This window comes from Sphingomonas sp. RB1R13 (assembly GCF_036663775.1).
In the GTDB taxonomy this organism is placed as follows: Bacteria; Pseudomonadota; Alphaproteobacteria; order Sphingomonadales; family Sphingomonadaceae; genus Sphingomicrobium.
On the sequence record NZ_JAXOJM010000001.1, the window covers coordinates 752130 to 767932 of the forward strand.

Annotated in this window: 16 protein-coding genes and 1 tRNA gene; 8 read left to right on the plus strand and 9 right to left on the minus strand. The window is 65.4% G+C overall.

Annotation, left to right across the window (positions count from 1 at the left end; genetic code table 11):
* Positions 1-33 precede the first annotated feature (33 nt).
* Together U1700_RS03525 and U1700_RS03530 are read left to right on the plus strand one after the other, a co-directional pair.
* Positions 34-279 (plus strand): DUF2474 domain-containing protein, encoded by a 246-nt coding sequence (locus U1700_RS03525; protein ID WP_332750199.1) that lies wholly within the window; start codon positions 34-36, stop codon positions 277-279.
* A 79-nt stretch (positions 280-358) separates the two neighbouring features.
* The gene (locus tag U1700_RS03530; RefSeq protein WP_332750201.1) at positions 359-1483 is read left to right on the plus strand and encodes a phosphatase PAP2 family protein; all 1125 of its coding nucleotides are present in this window, start codon (positions 359-361) and stop codon (positions 1481-1483) included.
* Here the strand turns inward: U1700_RS03530 and U1700_RS03535 are convergent.
* Positions 1414-2139, minus strand: a complete 726-nt coding sequence (locus U1700_RS03535) for a hypothetical protein (RefSeq protein WP_332750203.1) — start codon at positions 2137-2139, stop codon at positions 1414-1416. The genes U1700_RS03530 and U1700_RS03535 overlap by 70 nt on opposite strands.
* Positions 2140-2202: 63 nt before the next feature.
* Between U1700_RS03535 and U1700_RS03540 the strand changes: the two genes are divergently transcribed.
* The 3 genes from U1700_RS03540 (at position 2203) to U1700_RS03550 (ending at position 4003) form a co-directional block, all read left to right on the plus strand.
* Positions 2203-2523, plus strand: coding sequence for a polyhydroxyalkanoic acid system family protein (locus U1700_RS03540; RefSeq protein ID WP_332750204.1), 321 nt, complete (start codon positions 2203-2205; stop codon positions 2521-2523).
* Between the two features lie 26 nt (positions 2524-2549).
* Entirely contained in the window at positions 2550-3854 is a 1305-nt protein-coding gene (locus U1700_RS03545; protein WP_332750205.1) for an FAD-dependent oxidoreductase, read from the plus strand.
* 72 nt (positions 3855-3926) lie between these two features.
* Positions 3927-4003 (plus strand) — tRNA-Pro (locus U1700_RS03550).
* A gap of 72 nt (positions 4004-4075) precedes the next feature.
* Here the strand turns inward: U1700_RS03550 and hutU are convergent.
* Genes hutU through hutH form a run of 3 tightly spaced genes read right to left on the minus strand, consistent with a single transcriptional unit; the run spans position 4076 to position 8036 of the window.
* Positions 4076-5734: a urocanate hydratase gene (hutU, locus tag U1700_RS03555; RefSeq protein ID WP_332750207.1), complete on the minus strand. Its 1659-nt coding sequence runs from the start codon at positions 5732-5734 to the stop codon at positions 4076-4078.
* The gene (gene hutG / locus U1700_RS03560) at positions 5734-6525 is read right to left on the minus strand and encodes an N-formylglutamate deformylase (RefSeq protein ID WP_332750208.1); all 792 of its coding nucleotides are present in this window, start codon (positions 6523-6525) and stop codon (positions 5734-5736) included. The genes hutU and hutG overlap by 1 nt, the downstream gene beginning before the upstream one ends.
* Positions 6522-8036 (minus strand): histidine ammonia-lyase, encoded by a 1515-nt coding sequence (gene hutH, locus U1700_RS03565; protein WP_332750210.1) that lies wholly within the window; start codon positions 8034-8036, stop codon positions 6522-6524. Before hutH ends, hutG begins: the two co-directional genes overlap by 4 nt.
* 99 nt (positions 8037-8135) lie before the next feature.
* On the opposite strand from hutH, the gene U1700_RS03570 reads away from it, so the two are divergent.
* Both U1700_RS03570 and U1700_RS03575 read left to right on the plus strand, forming a co-directional pair.
* Positions 8136-9491 (plus strand): formimidoylglutamate deiminase, encoded by a 1356-nt coding sequence (locus U1700_RS03570; RefSeq protein ID WP_332750212.1) that lies wholly within the window; start codon positions 8136-8138, stop codon positions 9489-9491.
* The gene (locus U1700_RS03575; protein ID WP_332750214.1) at positions 9488-10183 is read left to right on the plus strand and encodes a UTRA domain-containing protein; all 696 of its coding nucleotides are present in this window, start codon (positions 9488-9490) and stop codon (positions 10181-10183) included. The genes U1700_RS03570 and U1700_RS03575 overlap by 4 nt, the downstream gene beginning before the upstream one ends.
* An 11-nt stretch (positions 10184-10194) precedes the next feature.
* Here U1700_RS03575 and U1700_RS03580 read toward each other — a convergent pair whose 3' ends face one another.
* Positions 10195-10887: a type 1 glutamine amidotransferase domain-containing protein gene (locus tag U1700_RS03580; RefSeq protein WP_332750215.1), complete on the minus strand. Its 693-nt coding sequence runs from the start codon at positions 10885-10887 to the stop codon at positions 10195-10197.
* Between the two features lie 128 nt (positions 10888-11015).
* Between U1700_RS03580 and U1700_RS03585 the strand changes: the two genes are divergently transcribed.
* Positions 11016-11885, plus strand: a complete 870-nt coding sequence (locus U1700_RS03585) for an aldo/keto reductase family oxidoreductase (protein WP_332750216.1) — start codon at positions 11016-11018, stop codon at positions 11883-11885.
* Here the strand turns inward: U1700_RS03585 and U1700_RS03590 are convergent.
* Genes U1700_RS03590 through U1700_RS03605 form a run of 4 tightly spaced genes read right to left on the minus strand, consistent with a single transcriptional unit; the run spans position 11882 to position 15797 of the window.
* A complete protein-coding gene (locus U1700_RS03590) occupies positions 11882-12679 on the minus strand; it encodes a class II aldolase/adducin family protein (protein ID WP_443025899.1) in 798 nt (265 codons plus the stop codon). The genes U1700_RS03585 and U1700_RS03590 overlap by 4 nt on opposite strands.
* Before the next feature lie 14 nt (positions 12680-12693).
* Positions 12694-13335 (minus strand): maleylacetoacetate isomerase, encoded by a 642-nt coding sequence (maiA, locus tag U1700_RS03595; RefSeq protein ID WP_332750219.1) that lies wholly within the window; start codon positions 13333-13335, stop codon positions 12694-12696.
* A 9-nt stretch (positions 13336-13344) separates the two neighbouring features.
* Positions 13345-13746, minus strand: a complete 402-nt coding sequence (locus U1700_RS03600; protein ID WP_332750221.1) for an acyl-CoA thioesterase — start codon at positions 13744-13746, stop codon at positions 13345-13347.
* On the minus strand, positions 13743-15797 hold the full coding sequence (locus tag U1700_RS03605) for a S9 family peptidase (RefSeq protein ID WP_332750223.1): 2055 nt from the start codon (positions 15795-15797) through the stop codon (positions 13743-13745). The genes U1700_RS03600 and U1700_RS03605 overlap by 4 nt, the downstream gene beginning before the upstream one ends.
* Positions 15798-15803 lie beyond the last annotated feature (6 nt).

Sequence of the window (15803 nt, forward strand, 5' to 3'; positions counted from 1 at the left end):
TCTTGGGCAACACAAGGCCTCGTCAGCCTAAATGTGGCGGCCCGTCGCTTTCACTTTGACTGCGACCATCTGAAGGGCCGAACCAACCCCAAAGTCCGCACCATGTTTTCGATGGCGTCAGGGAAGGCTAGCGCTGGTTGCTCAATCACCAGCGCGGGCGGGCCCGGACAGGCCCCGGGACCACTGTGGAAACGCATCGGCAGGCTGGTCCTGATCTGGTTCCTGAGCGTCGCCGTGCTGGGCCTTGTCGCCTATGCGATCCACCTGGTGATCCACTGATCGCGCGCGGCCGACCGCTTCAACCAATTCTTAATCACGCCTGTTTACTCCGTATCGGACGTAACACGGAGGACCAGTCTTGGCAGCTGTTGCCTATCCGCTTCGACCACGCCTGTCCTTCGGTCGGCTCCGCTTTCATGATCGCCGCGCGGCGCTGCTGCTGGTTGGAATCGTGCTCGCCTATGGGCTGATCGTCGGCAAGATTGCCGGGGTATCGCTGCGCGAGCAAAGCGCCACGGTGTTCGAATATGAGCCGGTCGCGCTGGTCACGATGCTGGTGGTCGGCATCCCTACCGGGATCGCCTGGTGGCTCCGTCCCGAATCGCGGTTCGACATCAAGACGCGGATTTTTTGGCTGATCGTCAGCGCGACCATCGCCTGGTTGCTGATCCCTTTCTTCGGCACCTTCAAGCAACTGATCCTTCCCAACCGCGGCTTCCTGTGGGACCGCACTTTTGCGCACCTCGGCCGCGCGCTGTTTGGTGTGTCGCCATGGGTTATCACCCATGAAGTGTTCGGCAGCGTGAAGGGCGCGCGGGCGCTGGACTTCCTCTACAGCATCTGGCTCCCGCTGGCCTTCACTTTCCCGCAACTGACCGCTGCGCTTGTGCCCGATCCGCGCACTCGCTTCCGCCTGATCTTCACCTGGGTCGCGACATGGATACTGATCGCGACCGTGGCAGCATGGCTGCTATCGTCGGCGGGCCCGGTCTATTTCAATTCGCTGATCGGCCCCGACCCCAGCTACGCGCTGCTGCAGGAGCGATTGTCACACCTTGCCCGGATGGCCGCGAGCCAGGGCGAGGCGATCACCACCCTCCAATATCAACCGATCCTGCTCCAGGTCTTTCGCGAACATGACGGTCTGCGTGTCGCTGGCGGGATTTCGGCCATGCCCTCGATGCACGTCGCCCTGGCGACCCTGATCGGCATCGCCGGCTTCCAGCGCAACCGTGCGTGGGGCTTCGTCCTGAGCAGCTACGCCTTCCTGATCTGGATCGGGTCGATCTTCTTCGGCTGGCATTATTTCGTCGACGGCCCGGTCGCTGCGCTGATGATCCTTGCCATCTGGAAGGCCAGCGCCCCGCTTGCTTGCCTGATGTATCCCGGGCGAAGCGCTATGACCCCGCTTGCTCAGGGCTTAGGTGCCAGCGGGTCGACGGGCGGTATCGTCGGCGATATCGGGGTCCCGCTCGCTACCTGAGGCGCCGCTGCCGCATCGAGCTCGGCGACCATCGCCGCACAGGGCGAACTCTCGCCCTTGCCGTCCCCGCCCCACTTGCGAAACTTCTTCGAATCGACGTGGAAGCGCAGCCCCTTGTAGAAGCCCAGCCCGACGTCGAATCCCGTCCCCCGCCACAAGTGGATCGCGCACAGCGACCGGACCATCGCCCCGCGCTGGATCGGCCTCAGCGGCACCAGGTCCATCGCATAAAGCTGGGCATGCGCGCTTTCCTTTGCTCCGCCGGCACAGGCATTGAGGGCGGGATTGCGATAAACCGACACCGGTTCGACCGGCCCGATCACTGGCACGACATGCGCACGGACATAGTCGAGCGTCTCGACGATATGCGGCCATTGCTCGGGCGGGGGCACGTCGAACGGCTCGGCAGCACATTTCTGCCAGTCGGTCGCGGTTCGCAGCAATTGCCACGTCGGCACGATCCCGGCCACGCCGCGCCCGCTCAGGAAAGCATAATAGGCCGCCACCGCTGTTGGCCGCGAGGGATCGGCTATTACCCATGCGCGATAGCCCGGCTCGTCCTGCCCGGGGGTAATGTAGGGCGACGCGGCGTTGACCGTCGGCTGGGCAAGCCCCGGTGCCGCCAGCAGCATCGCAATATATCCGAAGCGTCGCATCACCCTCACCCTACACGGTGCGAAGCGCTTGAAAAGCATTGCGCACGGCGCCACACCGGCGCCATGGAAAAACCGATCGACGTCACCCTTCCCCACAAGCTCGGCAAGCAAGCAGCGCGCGAGCGGCTCGCCAGCAACATCCACAAACTTGCCGACCATATCCCCGGCGGCTCGGCGGAGGTCACCCACAACTGGGTCGGCGACACGCTCAACCTGACCGTCGCGGCGATGGGTGCGGCGGTCAAGGCGACCATTACTGTTGAGGAAAGCCTGGTCCGCTGTCACATCATGCTGCCCGGGATGCTCGGGCTGTTTGCGCGCCCGATCGAGGCGATGCTCAAATCGAGGGGTCCCGAACTGCTCGAGGATCATCGCAAGAAATAAGTCTGCTAAGAAAATACGGAGGACGGATGCGCCAGTTCGCAGTGATCGGCTCGGGCCCGGCGGGGTTCTACACCGTCGAGGCGCTCGCCAAGGCTTATGGCGCCAATGCCCACATCGACCTGATCGATCGGCTGCCTGTCCCCTATGGGCTGATCCGCTTCGGGGTTGCCCCCGATCACCAGTCGATCAAGGCGGTCTCGCGCCGCTATGACAAGGTCGCCGAGGAGGAAGCGGTGCGCTTCGTCGGCAATGTCGCGGTCGGGCGCGACGTGACTATCGCCGAACTGACCACCCTCTACGACGCGGTCGTGCTGGCCACCGGTGCCCCCAACGACCGCCCGCTTGGCATCCCGGGCGAGGATCTGCCGGGGGTTGTCGGATCGGCGGCGTTCGTCGGCTGGTACAATGGCCACCCCGATTTTGCCGACCTCGACCCGCCGCTGGACGGCGCGGCGGCGGCGATCATCGGCAATGGCAATGTCGCGCTCGACGTCGCGCGGATCCTGTCCAAGACCCGCGCCGAGTTCGCCGGATCGGACATCGTCGACCATGCGCTCGACGCGCTCGAAGGCTCTGCAATTCGCCAGATCACGCTGGTCGGCCGCCGCGGCCCCCACCAGATCGCGATGACTCCCAAGGAGCTGGGCGAGCTTGGCCACCTCGAAGCCGCCGTCCCCCATGCCGAGCCCGGCGACTTCCCCGATGCCGACGCCGACGCCGCACTTGACCTTGGCGTTCGCAAGTCGGTTGCCCATTTGCGCGACTTCGCCAGCCCGCACGAGGATAAGCTCAAACACATCGAGTTCGACTTCTTCGCCCGCCCGGTGCGTATCGAGGGCGAGACCCGCGCCGAACGCCTGATCGTCGAGCGCACCAGCCTCGATCCCAACGGCAACAGCATCGGCACCGGCGAAACCTATGCCATCCCCGCCAGCCTGATCGTCAGCTGCATCGGCTATCGCACCCCGCCGATCCCCGGCGTCCCCTATGACGATCGCGGCGGCAAGTTCGCCAATGATCACGGCCATATCGAGGGCGGTCTCTATTGCGTCGGCTGGGCGCGGCGCGGGCCGTCGGGTACGATCGGCACCAACCGGCCCGATGGCTATGAAGTCGCCGATCGCATCATCGCCGCTGCTCCGCCGGGAAGCGAAGGTGGCAAGTCCGGGTCCTCCGGGCTCGACGCGCTACTCGCTTCCCGCCAAGTCCGCCCGACCAGCTTCGCCGACTGGCGGACGATCGAAGCCGCCGAAATCGCTTCGGCCCGCGAAGGCGCCCCGCGCTCGAAAATGGTCCGCCACGACGACTGGCTCAAATCCCTCGGCGAGTAGCTTGCGCTTGCCCCGACCCGCCGCTAGGAGGCGCGAGCCCTGCACCGGACTTCGGTCCGGCCGAGCCCGTGTCGGGGAGTAGCTCAGCCTGGTAGAGCACTGTCTTCGGGAGGCAGGGGCCGGAGGTTCGAATCCTCTCTCCCCGACCATTTTTCGCGTTTCGCCGCCAAGTGACTGATTTCAGCCACCTGGTCGGCGGAGGCGATCCGCTCCAGCGAGCGTCAGCCCAAGATGCCGGGCAGGTCCAGGCCGGTCTCGCGGGCGCAATCCAGCGCGATGTCATAACCGGCATCGGCATGGCGCATGACCCCCGTTGCGGGATCGTTCCACAACACCCGCCCCAACCGCCGCGCCGCGTCGTCGCTGCCGTCGGCGACGATGACCATCCCGCTATGCTGCGAAAAGCCCATGCCGACCCCGCCGCCATGGTGGAGCGACACCCACGTCGCCCCGCTCGCGGTGTTGAGCAGCGCGTTGAGTAGCGGCCAGTCCGACACGGCATCAGACCCGTCCTTCATCGCCTCGGTCTCGCGATTGGGGCTGGCGACCGATCCTGAATCGAGGTGATCGCGCCCGATCACAATCGGCGCCTTCAATTCGCCGCTGCGCACCATCTCGTTGAACGCCAGTCCCAGCCGGTGACGCTGCCCCAGCCCGACCCAGCAGATGCGCGCGGGAAGCCCCTGGAACTGGATCCGCTCGCGCGCCATGTCGAGCCACTGGTGGAGGTGCCGATCGTCGGGGATCAGCTCCTTCACCTTGGCATCGGTCTTGTAGATATCCTCAGGGTCGCCCGACAGCGCGACCCAGCGGAAGGGGCCGATCCCGCGACAGAATAAGGGCCGGATATAGGCCGGCACGAACCCCGGGAAATCGAACGCGTCGGCAACGCCCTCGTCCTTCGCGACCTGACGGATATTATTGCCATAATCGAGTGTCGGAACCCCGGCCCGCCAGAAATCGAGCATTGCGCGAACGTGCACCGCCATCGACGCACGCGCTGCCTGTTCGACACTTGCCGGGTCACGCTCACGCGCCGTCATCCACTGGTCGAGCGTCCAGCCTTGCGGCAGGTAGCCGTTGATAGGGTCATGCGCAGACGTCTGGTCGGTGACCGCATGCGGCCGCACCCCGCGCCGATAGATTTCGGGGAATACGTCGGCGGCATTGCCCAACAGGCCGACCGAGACCGGCGTAGCGGCCTTGGCCATGATCTCCAGCGCCTCGTCCAGGCTGTCGGTCTGGCGATCGATATAGCCGGTGCGAAGCCGCATCTCGATCCGCGACGGCTGGCATTCCACGGCCAGGCACGATGCCCCGGCCATCGTCGCCGCCAGCGGTTGCGCCCCGCCCATCCCGCCCAGCCCGCCGGTCAGGATCCACTTGCCCGCCAGGTCGCCGCCATAATGCTGGCGACCAAGCTCGACGAACGTCTCGTACGTGCCCTGCACGATCCCCTGCGAGCCGATGTAGATCCATGATCCGGCGGTCATCTGGCCATACATCATCAGCCCGGCGCGATCGAGTTCGTTGAACTTCTCCCATGTCGCCCAGTGGGGCACGAGGTTCGAGTTGGCGATGAGCACTCGCGGCGCATCCTTGTGGGTCTGGAACACCCCGACCGGCTTGCCCGACTGGACCAGCAAGGTCTGGTCGTCATCCAGCCGCTTCAATGCCTCGACGATCTGGTCGTAGCAGGCCCAGTTGCGCGCGGCGCGGCCGATCCCCCCATAGACCACCAGCGACGCCGGATCCTCGGCCACATCGGGATCGAGGTTGTTCATCAGCATCCGCAGCGGCGCCTCGGTCAGCCAGCTTTTTGCGCTGAGTTCTGTCCCGCGGTCGGCCCGGATGACGCGGCTGTTGTCGATGCGGTTCATCATTGGTCCTTCGCAAAGTCCAGGCAGGTAGCGAGAATTGCGCCCAGCATCGCCTGCATCGGCGCGGCGCGAACCGGGTCCCACGGCGGCGGCCAGGCGCCATCCTCGGCGGCGTATCCGCGGATCGAAAGCTCCATCTGCACGGCGTGGATTCCGTGCATCGGCGCCCCATAATGGCGCGTAATCCAGCCGCCCTTGAAGCGCCCGTTGACGACATGGCTGGCGCTCGCACAGTGCGCCGCAATCGCGTTGGTCAGCGCCGGATCGCAGCTCGCCCCGTCGAAGCTGCCGATGTTGAACTGGGGCAATTCCCCGTCGAACAGGCGCGGTACATGGCTACGGATCGAATGGGCGTCGTAGAGCACGATCGCCGGATGGAGGGCGCGCAAGCGGTCGATCTCCCCGCGCAACGCGGCGTGGTAGGGGTCGAAATAGCATGACCGCCGACGCAAGATCTCGGCCGCCGAGGGCTCCGCTCCTGCCACGTAGAGCGGCTCCCCGTCGAAGCTCGTCACTGGGCACAACCCGGTCGTCGCCTGTCCCGGATACAGCGACTTGCCCGACGGATCGCGATTGAGGTCGATCACCGTCCGCGATATCCGGCTGTGGAGGATCGTCGCCCCCATCCCTCGCGCGAAGGCATAGAGTTTCTCGACATGATGATCGGCATCGTGCGTCGCCTGCTCACGCGACACCAGCCCGTGGACATCCTCGGGGATCAGCATCCCGGCATGAGGAATGCTGACCACCAGCGGCGCATCGCCGCGCTCGACGATCAACCAGTCGGTCATGTCAGCCCCGGCAGGTCGGCCAATTCCGCCAGCGCACCCGACGCCACCAGCGCCTGCGCCTTGGCCATGTCGGGGTGAATATAGCGATCCTCGTCGAGCGTCGGGACTTGCGCGCGCAACAGCGCCCGCGCCCGCTCGAGCGTTTCGCTCGACCGCAGCGGCGCCAGGAAATCAATGCCCTGCGCCGCCGCCAGATATTCGATCCCCAGCACCGCCGCGACATTGTCGGCCATCGCCATTAATCGCCGCGCCCCGTGCGCCGCCATCGACACATGGTCTTCCTGATTGGCCGAGGTCGGGATCGAATCGACACTCGCGGGATAGGCGCGCTGCTTGTTCTCGGACACCAGCGCCGCCGCCGTCACCTGGGGGATCATGTAGCCCGAGTTCAGCCCCGGCCGAGGCGTCAAGAAGGCCGGCAGCCCCGACAGCGCGGGATCGACCAGCATCGCCACCCGCCGCTCCGCGATCGACCCGATTTCGCACATTGCAATGGCGATCATGTCGGCGGCAAATGCGACCGGCTCGGCATGGAAATTGCCCCCCGACAGCGCCTCGTCGGTGTCGGCGAAGATTAGCGGATTGTCCGACACGCCATTGGCCTCGATCAGCAGGGTCGTCGCCGCCTGGCGCAACAGGTCAAGGATCGCGCCCATCACTTGCGGCTGACAGCGCAGGCAATAAGGGTCCTGTACCCGGCTGTCGTCGACCAGGTGCGACGCGCGGATGGCTGATCCCTCCATCAGCCCGCGCAGCGCATCGGCCGTCGCAATCTGTCCGGCATGACCACGCAGCGCATGGATCCGCGGATCGAACGGCGCGTCGGATCCCTTGGCGGCCTCGGTCGACAAGGCGCCGGTCAGCAGCGCGGAGGCGAACAGCCGCTCGGCCTCGAACAATCCCGCCAGCGCATAGGCGCAGCTGAACTGGGTTCCGTTGAGCAGCGCCAGCCCCTCCTTGGGACCAAGCACGAGCGGTGCGAGCCCGGCATCGGCCAGCGCCTGCGCCGCGGGCACTGCAACCCCCTCAACCCAGATCTCGCCCGCGCCGATCATCGCCGCCGCCATATGCGCCAGCGGGGCAAGATCGCCCGACGCGCCGACCGATCCCTGTGCCGGGATCACCGGGGTCAGCTGTTTGGCAAGCATCGCCCCGATCAGTGCGACCGTCGCCATCCGCACCCCCGACGCGCCCTGCGCCAGGCTCGCCAATTTCAGCGCCATCATCAGCCGCGCGATGGCGACTGGCATCGCCTCGCCGACTCCCGCCGCATGGCTCAGCACGATGTTGCGCTGGAGCGTTTGCAGGTCGTCGTCGCTGATCCTGACGCTCGCCAGTTTCCCGAAGCCGGTGTTGATCCCGTAAACCGGCTCGTTCCGCGCCAGAATGCGCGCAACCGCCGCCGCGCTGGCGATGATGCTGGCTTCGCACGACGGATCGAGCACGGGCGTTTCGCCGCGATAGATGCTCCGCCATCCGCCAAGCGGCACCGACCCCGCCGTCATGATCATGTCCATCGCCTCACCCATCCCGTTCGCGGCTTACACCCAGTGGTTGCAGACCGGTGTGATTATGTCTAGACATATTATTAACGCTCAGGGAGATTGGTCATGCCGACATTATGGTCCGCAACGGCACTGCTGCCCGATGGCTGGGCGAAGGACGTCCGCATCACGATCGATCATGGCCTGGTCAGCGCGATCGATACGGGCACGCCCGCCCTCCCCGGCGACGATCATCACCACATCCTCTTGCCCGGACTGGCGAACGTCCACAGCCATGCCTTCCAGCGCGGAATGGCGGGCCTCGCCGAACATCGCGGCACGAAAGCCGACGATAATTTCTGGAGCTGGCGCGAGGTCATGTACCGCTTCCTCGACCGGCTGACCCCCGACGACATGGAGGCCATCGCCGCAATGGCCTATGCCGAGATGCTCGAGACCGGCTACACCCACGTCGGCGAGTTTCACTATCTGCACCACGACGCCGAGGGCGGCGCCTATGCCGACCCTGCCGAGATGGCCGCCCGCATCGCCGCCGCCGCCCACGCCACCGGCATCGGCCTGACCCTGCTCCCGGTGTTTTACGCGCACAGCAATTTCGGCGGCGCCCCGCCCACGCCGGGCCAGCGTCGCTTCATCCACAATCTCGACAGTTTCGCCCGCCTTCTCGACGCCTGTCGACCATTGCTGGCCGACGGCGACAGGCTCGGCATCGCCCCGCACAGCCTGCGCGCGGTTACCCCCGAACAGCTGGCCCACTTGATCGCCATGCACCCCCACGGCCCGATCCACATCCACGCCGCCGAACAGGTCAAGGAAGTGACCGACTGCCTCGCCTTCCTCGGCAAACGCCCGGTCGAATGGCTCGATGACAATGTCGCGTTGGACCCCCGCTGGTGCCTCATCCACGCGACCCACTTGACCGATGCCGAGACCGACCGGCTGGCGGTCAGCGGCGCGGTTGCCGGCCTGTGCCCCATCACCGAAGCCAATCTGGGCGATGGCATCTTCCCTGCCAAGCGCTTCCTCGACGCCGGCGGACGGATCGCCACCGGTACCGATTCCAACATTTTGATCGATCCCTCGCAGGAGTTGCGTGCGCTTGAATATAGCCAGCGGCTTGCGCACCGGTCGCGCAACGTGCTGGCCAGCGATGCCTGCCCGTCGGTCGCCCGCCGACTGTTCGGCGCGACCCTGGCCGGCGGCGCACAGGCGGTCGGCATCGCGCCCGGGCTGGCGGTCGGCCACTCGGCCGATTTCATGACGCTCGATCCTCGCCACCCCGCCATGCACGGCCGATCGGGGGACCAGCTGCTCGACAATATGGTGTTCGCGTCGCGCAGCAACTGCATCGATTCGGTCTGGCGGCGGGGCGAAAGACTCGTCTCCGCCGGTCGCCATCGCGACGCCGTGCAGGTCACCCAACGCTATCTCGCGGTCATCGACCGGATCCTCGCGGCATGACCATTTCCAACCGCATCGGACGCGACATCGAAGCGCGCATCGCATCAGGCGAATGGCCGCCGGGGCACCGCATCCCGTTCGAGCATGAGCTTGTCATTGAATATGGCTGCGCCCGCGCGACCGTTGGCAAGGCGCTGACCAACCTCGTCCGCGCCGGCCTGATCGAGCGGCGGCGCAAGGCGGGCACCTTCGTCGCCTATCCCCATGTCCAGTCGGCCATTCTCGACATACCGGACATCGGCAAGGCCATTGCCGAACGGACCGGCAGCTATCGTTTCGCCCTCCTGTCCTCGCGCATCGTCACCGATGATGGGCGCAGCGGTGATTTTGCCGTCGGCACACGCCTGCGCCATGTCACTGGCGTTCACCACGGCAAAGACGGTCCATTCGCGTTCGAAGATCGGTTGATCAGCCTGACATGCGTCCCTGAAGCGGCCGAGGCGGACTTCGCGGCGCAGTCTCCGGGCGAGTGGCTGCTGGCCCAGGTGCCGTGGACCCAGGCGCGGCATCGGATCAGCGCCGTAGGTGCGGGCACCGACGCCAGCCATCACCTCGCCATTTCGCGCCACACGCCGTGCCTGCTCGTCGAACGGTCGACCTGGCGAGCTGGAAATGCCGTGACCGTCGTTGGCCAGACATTCCGCGGCGATCGCTTTGATCTGGTCGCCACCTTCACCCCCGAAGGGCGCTAGCGCCTAAGAGCCTATGCGACGCTTTCCGCCGTCAGCGCCTTCATCAGCGCTTCCGCCGCGGGCCCGCTCGAAGGCGGGTTCTGCCCAGTGATCAACAGCCCGTCGGTAACCACATAGGGGTTGAAATCCGGCCCCTTCACATAGTCTCCGCCTTTGGCCTTGAGCATTTCCTCCAGCAGGAACGGCACCACATTGGTCAGCCCGACGGCATCTTCCTCGCCATTGGTGAAGCCTGTCACCTTCTTCCCCCGTACCAGCGGCGCGCCGCCCGGGGTCATCACATTCTTCAGCGCGGCGGGGGCATGGCAGACCAGCGCCACCGGCTTGCCCGCCGCCATCATCTCCTCGATCAGCGCCTTGGAATCTGCATCCTCGGCCAAGTCCCACATCGGCCCGTGCCCGCCCGGATAAAATACCCCGTCGAACATGGTCGCATCGATATCGGACAGGCGCTCGGTCGTCGCCAATTGCGTTTGCGCCGCGCCATCGGTCTTGAAGCGCCGGGTCGCATCGGTCTGCGCGTCGGGGGCATCGCTTTTGGGGTCGAGCGGGGGTTGCCCACCCCTCGGGCTGGCCAGCGTGATCTCGTGCCCGGCGTCCTTCAGCACATAATAAGGCGCGGCGAATTCCTCCAGCCAGAAACCGGTTTTCTTGCCGCTATCGCCAAGCTCGCTGTGGCTGGTCAGGACCATCAATATGTTCATTCGAAACTCTCCGGTTCGTGCGCAGGACGCGGGCGGCGATGGGTTGTAAGCCAGCGTCACCGATAGATGGGCTGGCCAGTCGAGACTCTCATCCCCATATCGCTTGGCCCCCACCCGGAGTTCCCCCGATGCCCAATCAAACTGGCTTGCCCCACCAGGTCGCGCCGCTTGGCTCGTTTACCGTCAATCGCATGGGCTATGGCGCGATGCAGCTCGCCGGGCCCCATGTCTTCGGCCCGCCGCGCGACCGCGACGAAGCCATCGCCGTGCTTCGCGAGGCAGTGGCCGGCGGGGTCAACCATATCGACACGAGCGATTATTACGGGCCGTTCGTCGTCAACGAAATCATCCGCGAGGCGCTTGATCCCTATCCTGCGGACCTCGTCCTGGTGACCAAGGTCGGCGCGCTGCGCGGCGACGACGGTTCATGGAAGCCGGCGTTCTCGAAAAAGCAGCTCACCAGGGCGATCCACGACAACCTTCGCCGCCTGGGCCGCGAGGCGATCGACGTCGTCAACCTGCGCAGCATGTTCAGTCAGATGGGCCCCGCCGAAGGATCGCTCGACGAGCCGCTCGCGGTCCTTGCGGATCTCCAGAAAGAAGGCGTCATCCGCCATATCGGCCTCAGCAACGTCACGGCAAAACAGGTCGCCGACGGCCGCCGAATCACCGACATCGTGTGCGTCCAGAACCAGTATAATCTCGTCTACCGCGACGATGATGCTTTGATCGACAGCCTCGCCGCCGACGGCATCGCCTATGTCCCCTTCTTCCCGCTCGGCGGTTTCTCCCCGATCCAATCCGACCGCCTGTCGCAGGTCGCCGCCGATCTAGGCGCCACCCCGATGCAGGTCGCGCTGGCGTGGCTGCTCCAGCGCGCACCCAACATCCTGCTCATCCCGGGCACTTCGTCGCGCGCTCATTTGCGCGAAAATATGGCGGCGGCGCACCTGACCCTTCCGCCCGAAGCGATCGCCCAGCTGGAGGCATTGGGCTAGGTTGCGAACCCCGGGTCGAGCCGATACGCCTTGCGCTTCAGCGCCGGCCAGGCGAGCAGATTTGCCCCGAGTGGGATCGTCGCCCGGGCCTGCTCCGCGGCGAGTTCGGGCGTTCCCTGCGGCGGATTGCTGATATTGTCCCCCGCCGACAGTGCATAAACCTGCGCCTCGCACGCCCGCTCGAGGAAATACATCCGCACGAACGCCTCGCCGATCGTCTTGCCAACCGTCAGCGTGCCGTGATTGCGCAGCAGCATCGACGTCTTGTCGCCTAGGTCCGCGACCAGCCGCTCGCGCTCGTCAAGGTCGGTCGCGACGCCCTCGTAATCGTGGAACGCCATGTCGCCCCGCGCCAGCATCGCGGTCTGGGTCAGCGGCAACAGTCCCTCGCCATGCGCCGACACCGCCTGGCCGAAAGGCGTGTGGAGATGCATCACCGCATGGGCATCGTCCCGCGCCATGTGGATCGCCGAATGGATCGTGAAGCCCGCCGGATTGGTGACGAACGGCGTCGGGTCGACCGCACGGCCGTGGACATCGATCTTGACCAGCGACGACGCGGTCACTTCCTCGAACATGAGATTATAGGGGTTCATCAGAAAATGATGCTCCGGCCCCGGCACCCGCGCCGACAAGTGGGTGAAGATGAGGTCATCCCAGCCATAATAGGCCACGAGCCGATAGGCCGCGGCAAGGTCGACCCGGATCGCCCACTCCTCCGCGGAGCATTGCCCTTCCAGGCTCGGGATCTCAACACTGTCGAGCGCGCGGGCATGCTCGATCCCGCGGTTCATCGTGGCGACTCGGTTCATGCTGGCTGCTCCTGGCGGTCGGGATGCGCGGCGGCGAAGGCGGGATGATTTTGCGCTGTGGCATCAATCCTGACGAGGGTCGGATAGGCGTCGAGCGGTACGTCGAAGCGTCGCGCATTATATATTTGCGGGACCAGGCAAATGTCGGCGAGGCTGACCCCGTCGCCACTCAGCCACCGTCCGGCTGAGCGCGCGGCCATTGCTTCCAGCGCAGGGAAGGCTTCGGCTATCCAATGGCGATACCAGTGGTCCCGAACAGCTTCGGTCTGGCCAAGCGGCCTGCCGAGATATTTGAGGACGCGCAAATTGTTGAGGGGGTGGATATCACATGCGATGACCAGGGCCATTGCCAGCACATGGCTGCGCTCGGCGGGATCATGCGGGACGAAGGGCGGTTCCTTGTGGGTCGCGTCGAGGTAGTCGAGGATCGCCAGGCTCTGCGTCAGGCGGTGGCCGTCGATTTCCAGCATCGGCACGAAACCCTGAGGATTGAGCGCGCGATAGTCGGCCGACTTATGCTCGTCAGCGGGCAGACCGACTGAGTGGGAGGTGTAGGCGACGCCCTTCAGGTTGAGGCCGATGCGAACGCGATAGCTCGCCGACGAGCGCCAGAAATCGTGGAGAATGATGTTGCTCATCGGGCGATCCTAGTCCGCTGCGAGGAACGGCGCCACCACTTCGAGGGGCACTCGGATAGGGCGTCCGGCGGCCTTGTCGATGATCGCCCATTGCGTCTTGGCGCGAACGCGAAGCTTCCCGTCCGCGCCGACAAACTCCATGTGCCGATCAAACCGGGCGCCCTTGGGCACCTCGCCGACCCACGTGCGCGCGGTGATCAGGTCGCCCGCAAAGGCGGCGCGCAGATAGTCGATCTCGTGCCGCACGATCACCCAAAAATAGGCCTCATGATGCAGCGGTTCGGCAACCGCATCCCAATGCGCCACCGCGACCGTCTGGATCCACTGCACCCACACCGCATTATTGACGTGCCCCAGCTCGTCGATATCCGCTTCGCTCGCGGTAATCGCCTGCGTGAAGACGGGGTTCATTCGCTGCCCATCTGCCCCAGAACAAAGGCATAGGCCTCGGCCTGCTCACGCAAACTGTCCCACCGCCCCGACTTGCCGCCGTGGCCCGCGCCCATGTTGATCTTGAGCAGCAGCAGATTGTCATCGGTCTTGGTCGCACGCAGCCGAGCGGCCCATTTCGCCGGCTCCCAATAGGTCACGCGCGGGTCGTTGAGCCCGCCAGTGATCAGCATCGGCGGATAGGCCTTCGCCTCGACATTGTCGTACGGAGAATAACCTTGGATGAGGTCGAACGCCGCCTTGTCCGCGATCGGATTGCCCCACTCGGGCCATTCGCCCGGCGTCAGCGGCAGGTCGCCATCGAGCATCGTATTGAGCACATCGACGAACGGCACATCGGCAACAATCGCGCCCCACAGCTCGGGCGCCTGGTTGGCTACCGCCCCCATCAGCTCGCCCCCGGCCGACCCGCCCTGCGCCGCGATCCGGCCTTGCGTGGCATAGCCAAGGTCGATCAGCCCGCGCGCAACATCGACGAAATCGTTGAACGTGTTGGTCCGCCTGGTCAGCTTCCCGTCGAGATACCAGCCATGGCCAAGGTCATCTCCGCCGCGAATATGCGCAATCGCAAAGGAGAAGTCCCGGTCGACCAGGCTTAGCCGGCTCGGCGAAAAGCCCGGCGGAATCGCCAGCCCGTAGGCGCCATAGCCATAGAGAAACAACCGCCCCGACCCGTCGAGCTTGCTGTCCGCCCGACGCACGATCGAGACCGGCACCATTGCCCCGTCCCGCGCGGCAACCAGCCGGCGGTCGATGACATAATCGGCCGGATCATGCCCCGACGGAATCTCGAGCACCCGCAGCGTTTCGAGCCGGTCATCGTGGGCATGATAATCATAAACCGTGGGCGGGGTGACCATCGACGAATAGCCGACCCGATAGGCAACCGGCGCGAAATCGGCATTGCCTCCGAAATCGGCCGAATAGGCCGCCTCGCCGAACGGGATCGCGCGCTCGTCCCCGTCATATCCGCGAAGCACCAGCGCATCGAGCCCGTCGATCCGCGTCGTCAGCGCAAGGTGATCGCGATACGACGTCGCCCCCCTAAGATAGACCCGATCGGACCCGGCCTTCTCCTCGCGCCATTCGCCGGGCGTCTCGATCGCCGCCGACACCAGCCGGAAATTGACGTGCGCGTCATTGGTCACGATCCACAGTCGTCCGTGCGCCGCATCGCATTGATATTCGACATTGGCCTTGCGCGCCGCAACCAGCACTGGCGGCGCCGTCGGGTCGCTCGCCGGCACGAAGCGCACTTCGCTGGTCGTATTGTCGCCGGTGCCGATGAAGATCAGCGCATCGTCCTGCGACTTGCCCAGCCCGACCTGAAACCCCTTGTCGTCGACCTCTTCATACAGGATCGCCGCCTGGGCAGGGTCGTCGCCCAGCCGGTGATATTTGGCCTTGTCGCTGCGCCAATGCTCGTTGACTTCGGTATAGGCGATGCCGCCGCTGTCCGCCGCCCATACCGGCGCCCCGTTGACCACCGTGCTGATCGTCTCGATGTCCTCGCCACTGGCGATATCGCGGACCCGCAGCTTGAACCGCTCGGACCCGTCATCGTCGACCAGCGTCGCCAGCAGCCGATAATCGGGCGACGTCACCAGCGCGCCCAACCGGAAATAATCATGCCCCGCCGCCGCCGCGACTTCGTCGAAGATCAGCTCCTCGGCGCCGCCATCGCGCAGCTGGCGATACCATTGCCGATATTGCTCGCCCGGCTTGTACGCCCACCAATAATCATAAGGTCCGTCAGGCGCGGGAACGCTCGCCAGATCCTCCTTGATCCGCCCCTTCATCTCCTGGAACAGCGTCTCGACGAGCGCGGCCTGCGGCGCCATCGCCGCTTCGAAATAGGCGTTCTCCGCCTTCAGATAGGACAGCACGTCTTCGTCCGTGACGGTCGGATAGCCGGCATCGCGAAGCCACGCCCAATCGTCACTGATCGTCACGCCATGATGGGTCGATTGATGCGGGCGCCGGTCGGCGACAGGTGGCGGGGGAAGGGTCATCGGGGT

Bases quoted from the DNA above. Each gene is read 5' to 3' on its own strand.
- U1700_RS03535 (WP_332750203.1), bottom strand. From the start codon at position 2,139: ATGCGACGCTTCGGATATATTGCGATGCTGCTGGCGGCACCGGGGCTT.
- U1700_RS03540 (WP_332750204.1), top strand. From the start codon at position 2,203: ATGGAAAAACCGATCGACGTCACCCTTCCCCACAAGCTCGGCAAGCAA.
- U1700_RS03545 (WP_332750205.1), top strand. From the start codon at position 2,550: ATGCGCCAGTTCGCAGTGATCGGCTCGGGCCCGGCGGGGTTCTACACC.
- hutU (WP_332750207.1), bottom strand. From the start codon at position 5,734: ATGAACCGCATCGACAACAGCCGCGTCATCCGGGCCGACCGCGGGACA.
- hutG (WP_332750208.1), bottom strand. From the start codon at position 6,525: ATGACCGACTGGTTGATCGTCGAGCGCGGCGATGCGCCGCTGGTGGTC.
- hutH (WP_332750210.1), bottom strand. From the start codon at position 8,036: ATGATCATGACGGCGGGGTCGGTGCCGCTTGGCGGATGGCGGAGCATC.
- U1700_RS03570 (WP_332750212.1), top strand. From the start codon at position 8,136: ATGCCGACATTATGGTCCGCAACGGCACTGCTGCCCGATGGCTGGGCG.
- U1700_RS03575 (WP_332750214.1), top strand. From the start codon at position 9,488: ATGACCATTTCCAACCGCATCGGACGCGACATCGAAGCGCGCATCGCA.
- U1700_RS03580 (WP_332750215.1), bottom strand. From the start codon at position 10,887: ATGAACATATTGATGGTCCTGACCAGCCACAGCGAGCTTGGCGATAGC.
- U1700_RS03585 (WP_332750216.1), top strand. From the start codon at position 11,016: ATGCCCAATCAAACTGGCTTGCCCCACCAGGTCGCGCCGCTTGGCTCG.
- U1700_RS03590 (WP_443025899.1), bottom strand. From the start codon at position 12,679: ATGAACCGCGGGATCGAGCATGCCCGCGCGCTCGACAGTGTTGAGATC.
- maiA (WP_332750219.1), bottom strand. From the start codon at position 13,335: ATGAGCAACATCATTCTCCACGATTTCTGGCGCTCGTCGGCGAGCTAT.
- U1700_RS03600 (WP_332750221.1), bottom strand. From the start codon at position 13,746: ATGAACCCCGTCTTCACGCAGGCGATTACCGCGAGCGAAGCGGATATC.
- U1700_RS03605 (WP_332750223.1), bottom strand. From the start codon at position 15,797: ATGACCCTTCCCCCGCCACCTGTCGCCGACCGGCGCCCGCATCAATCG.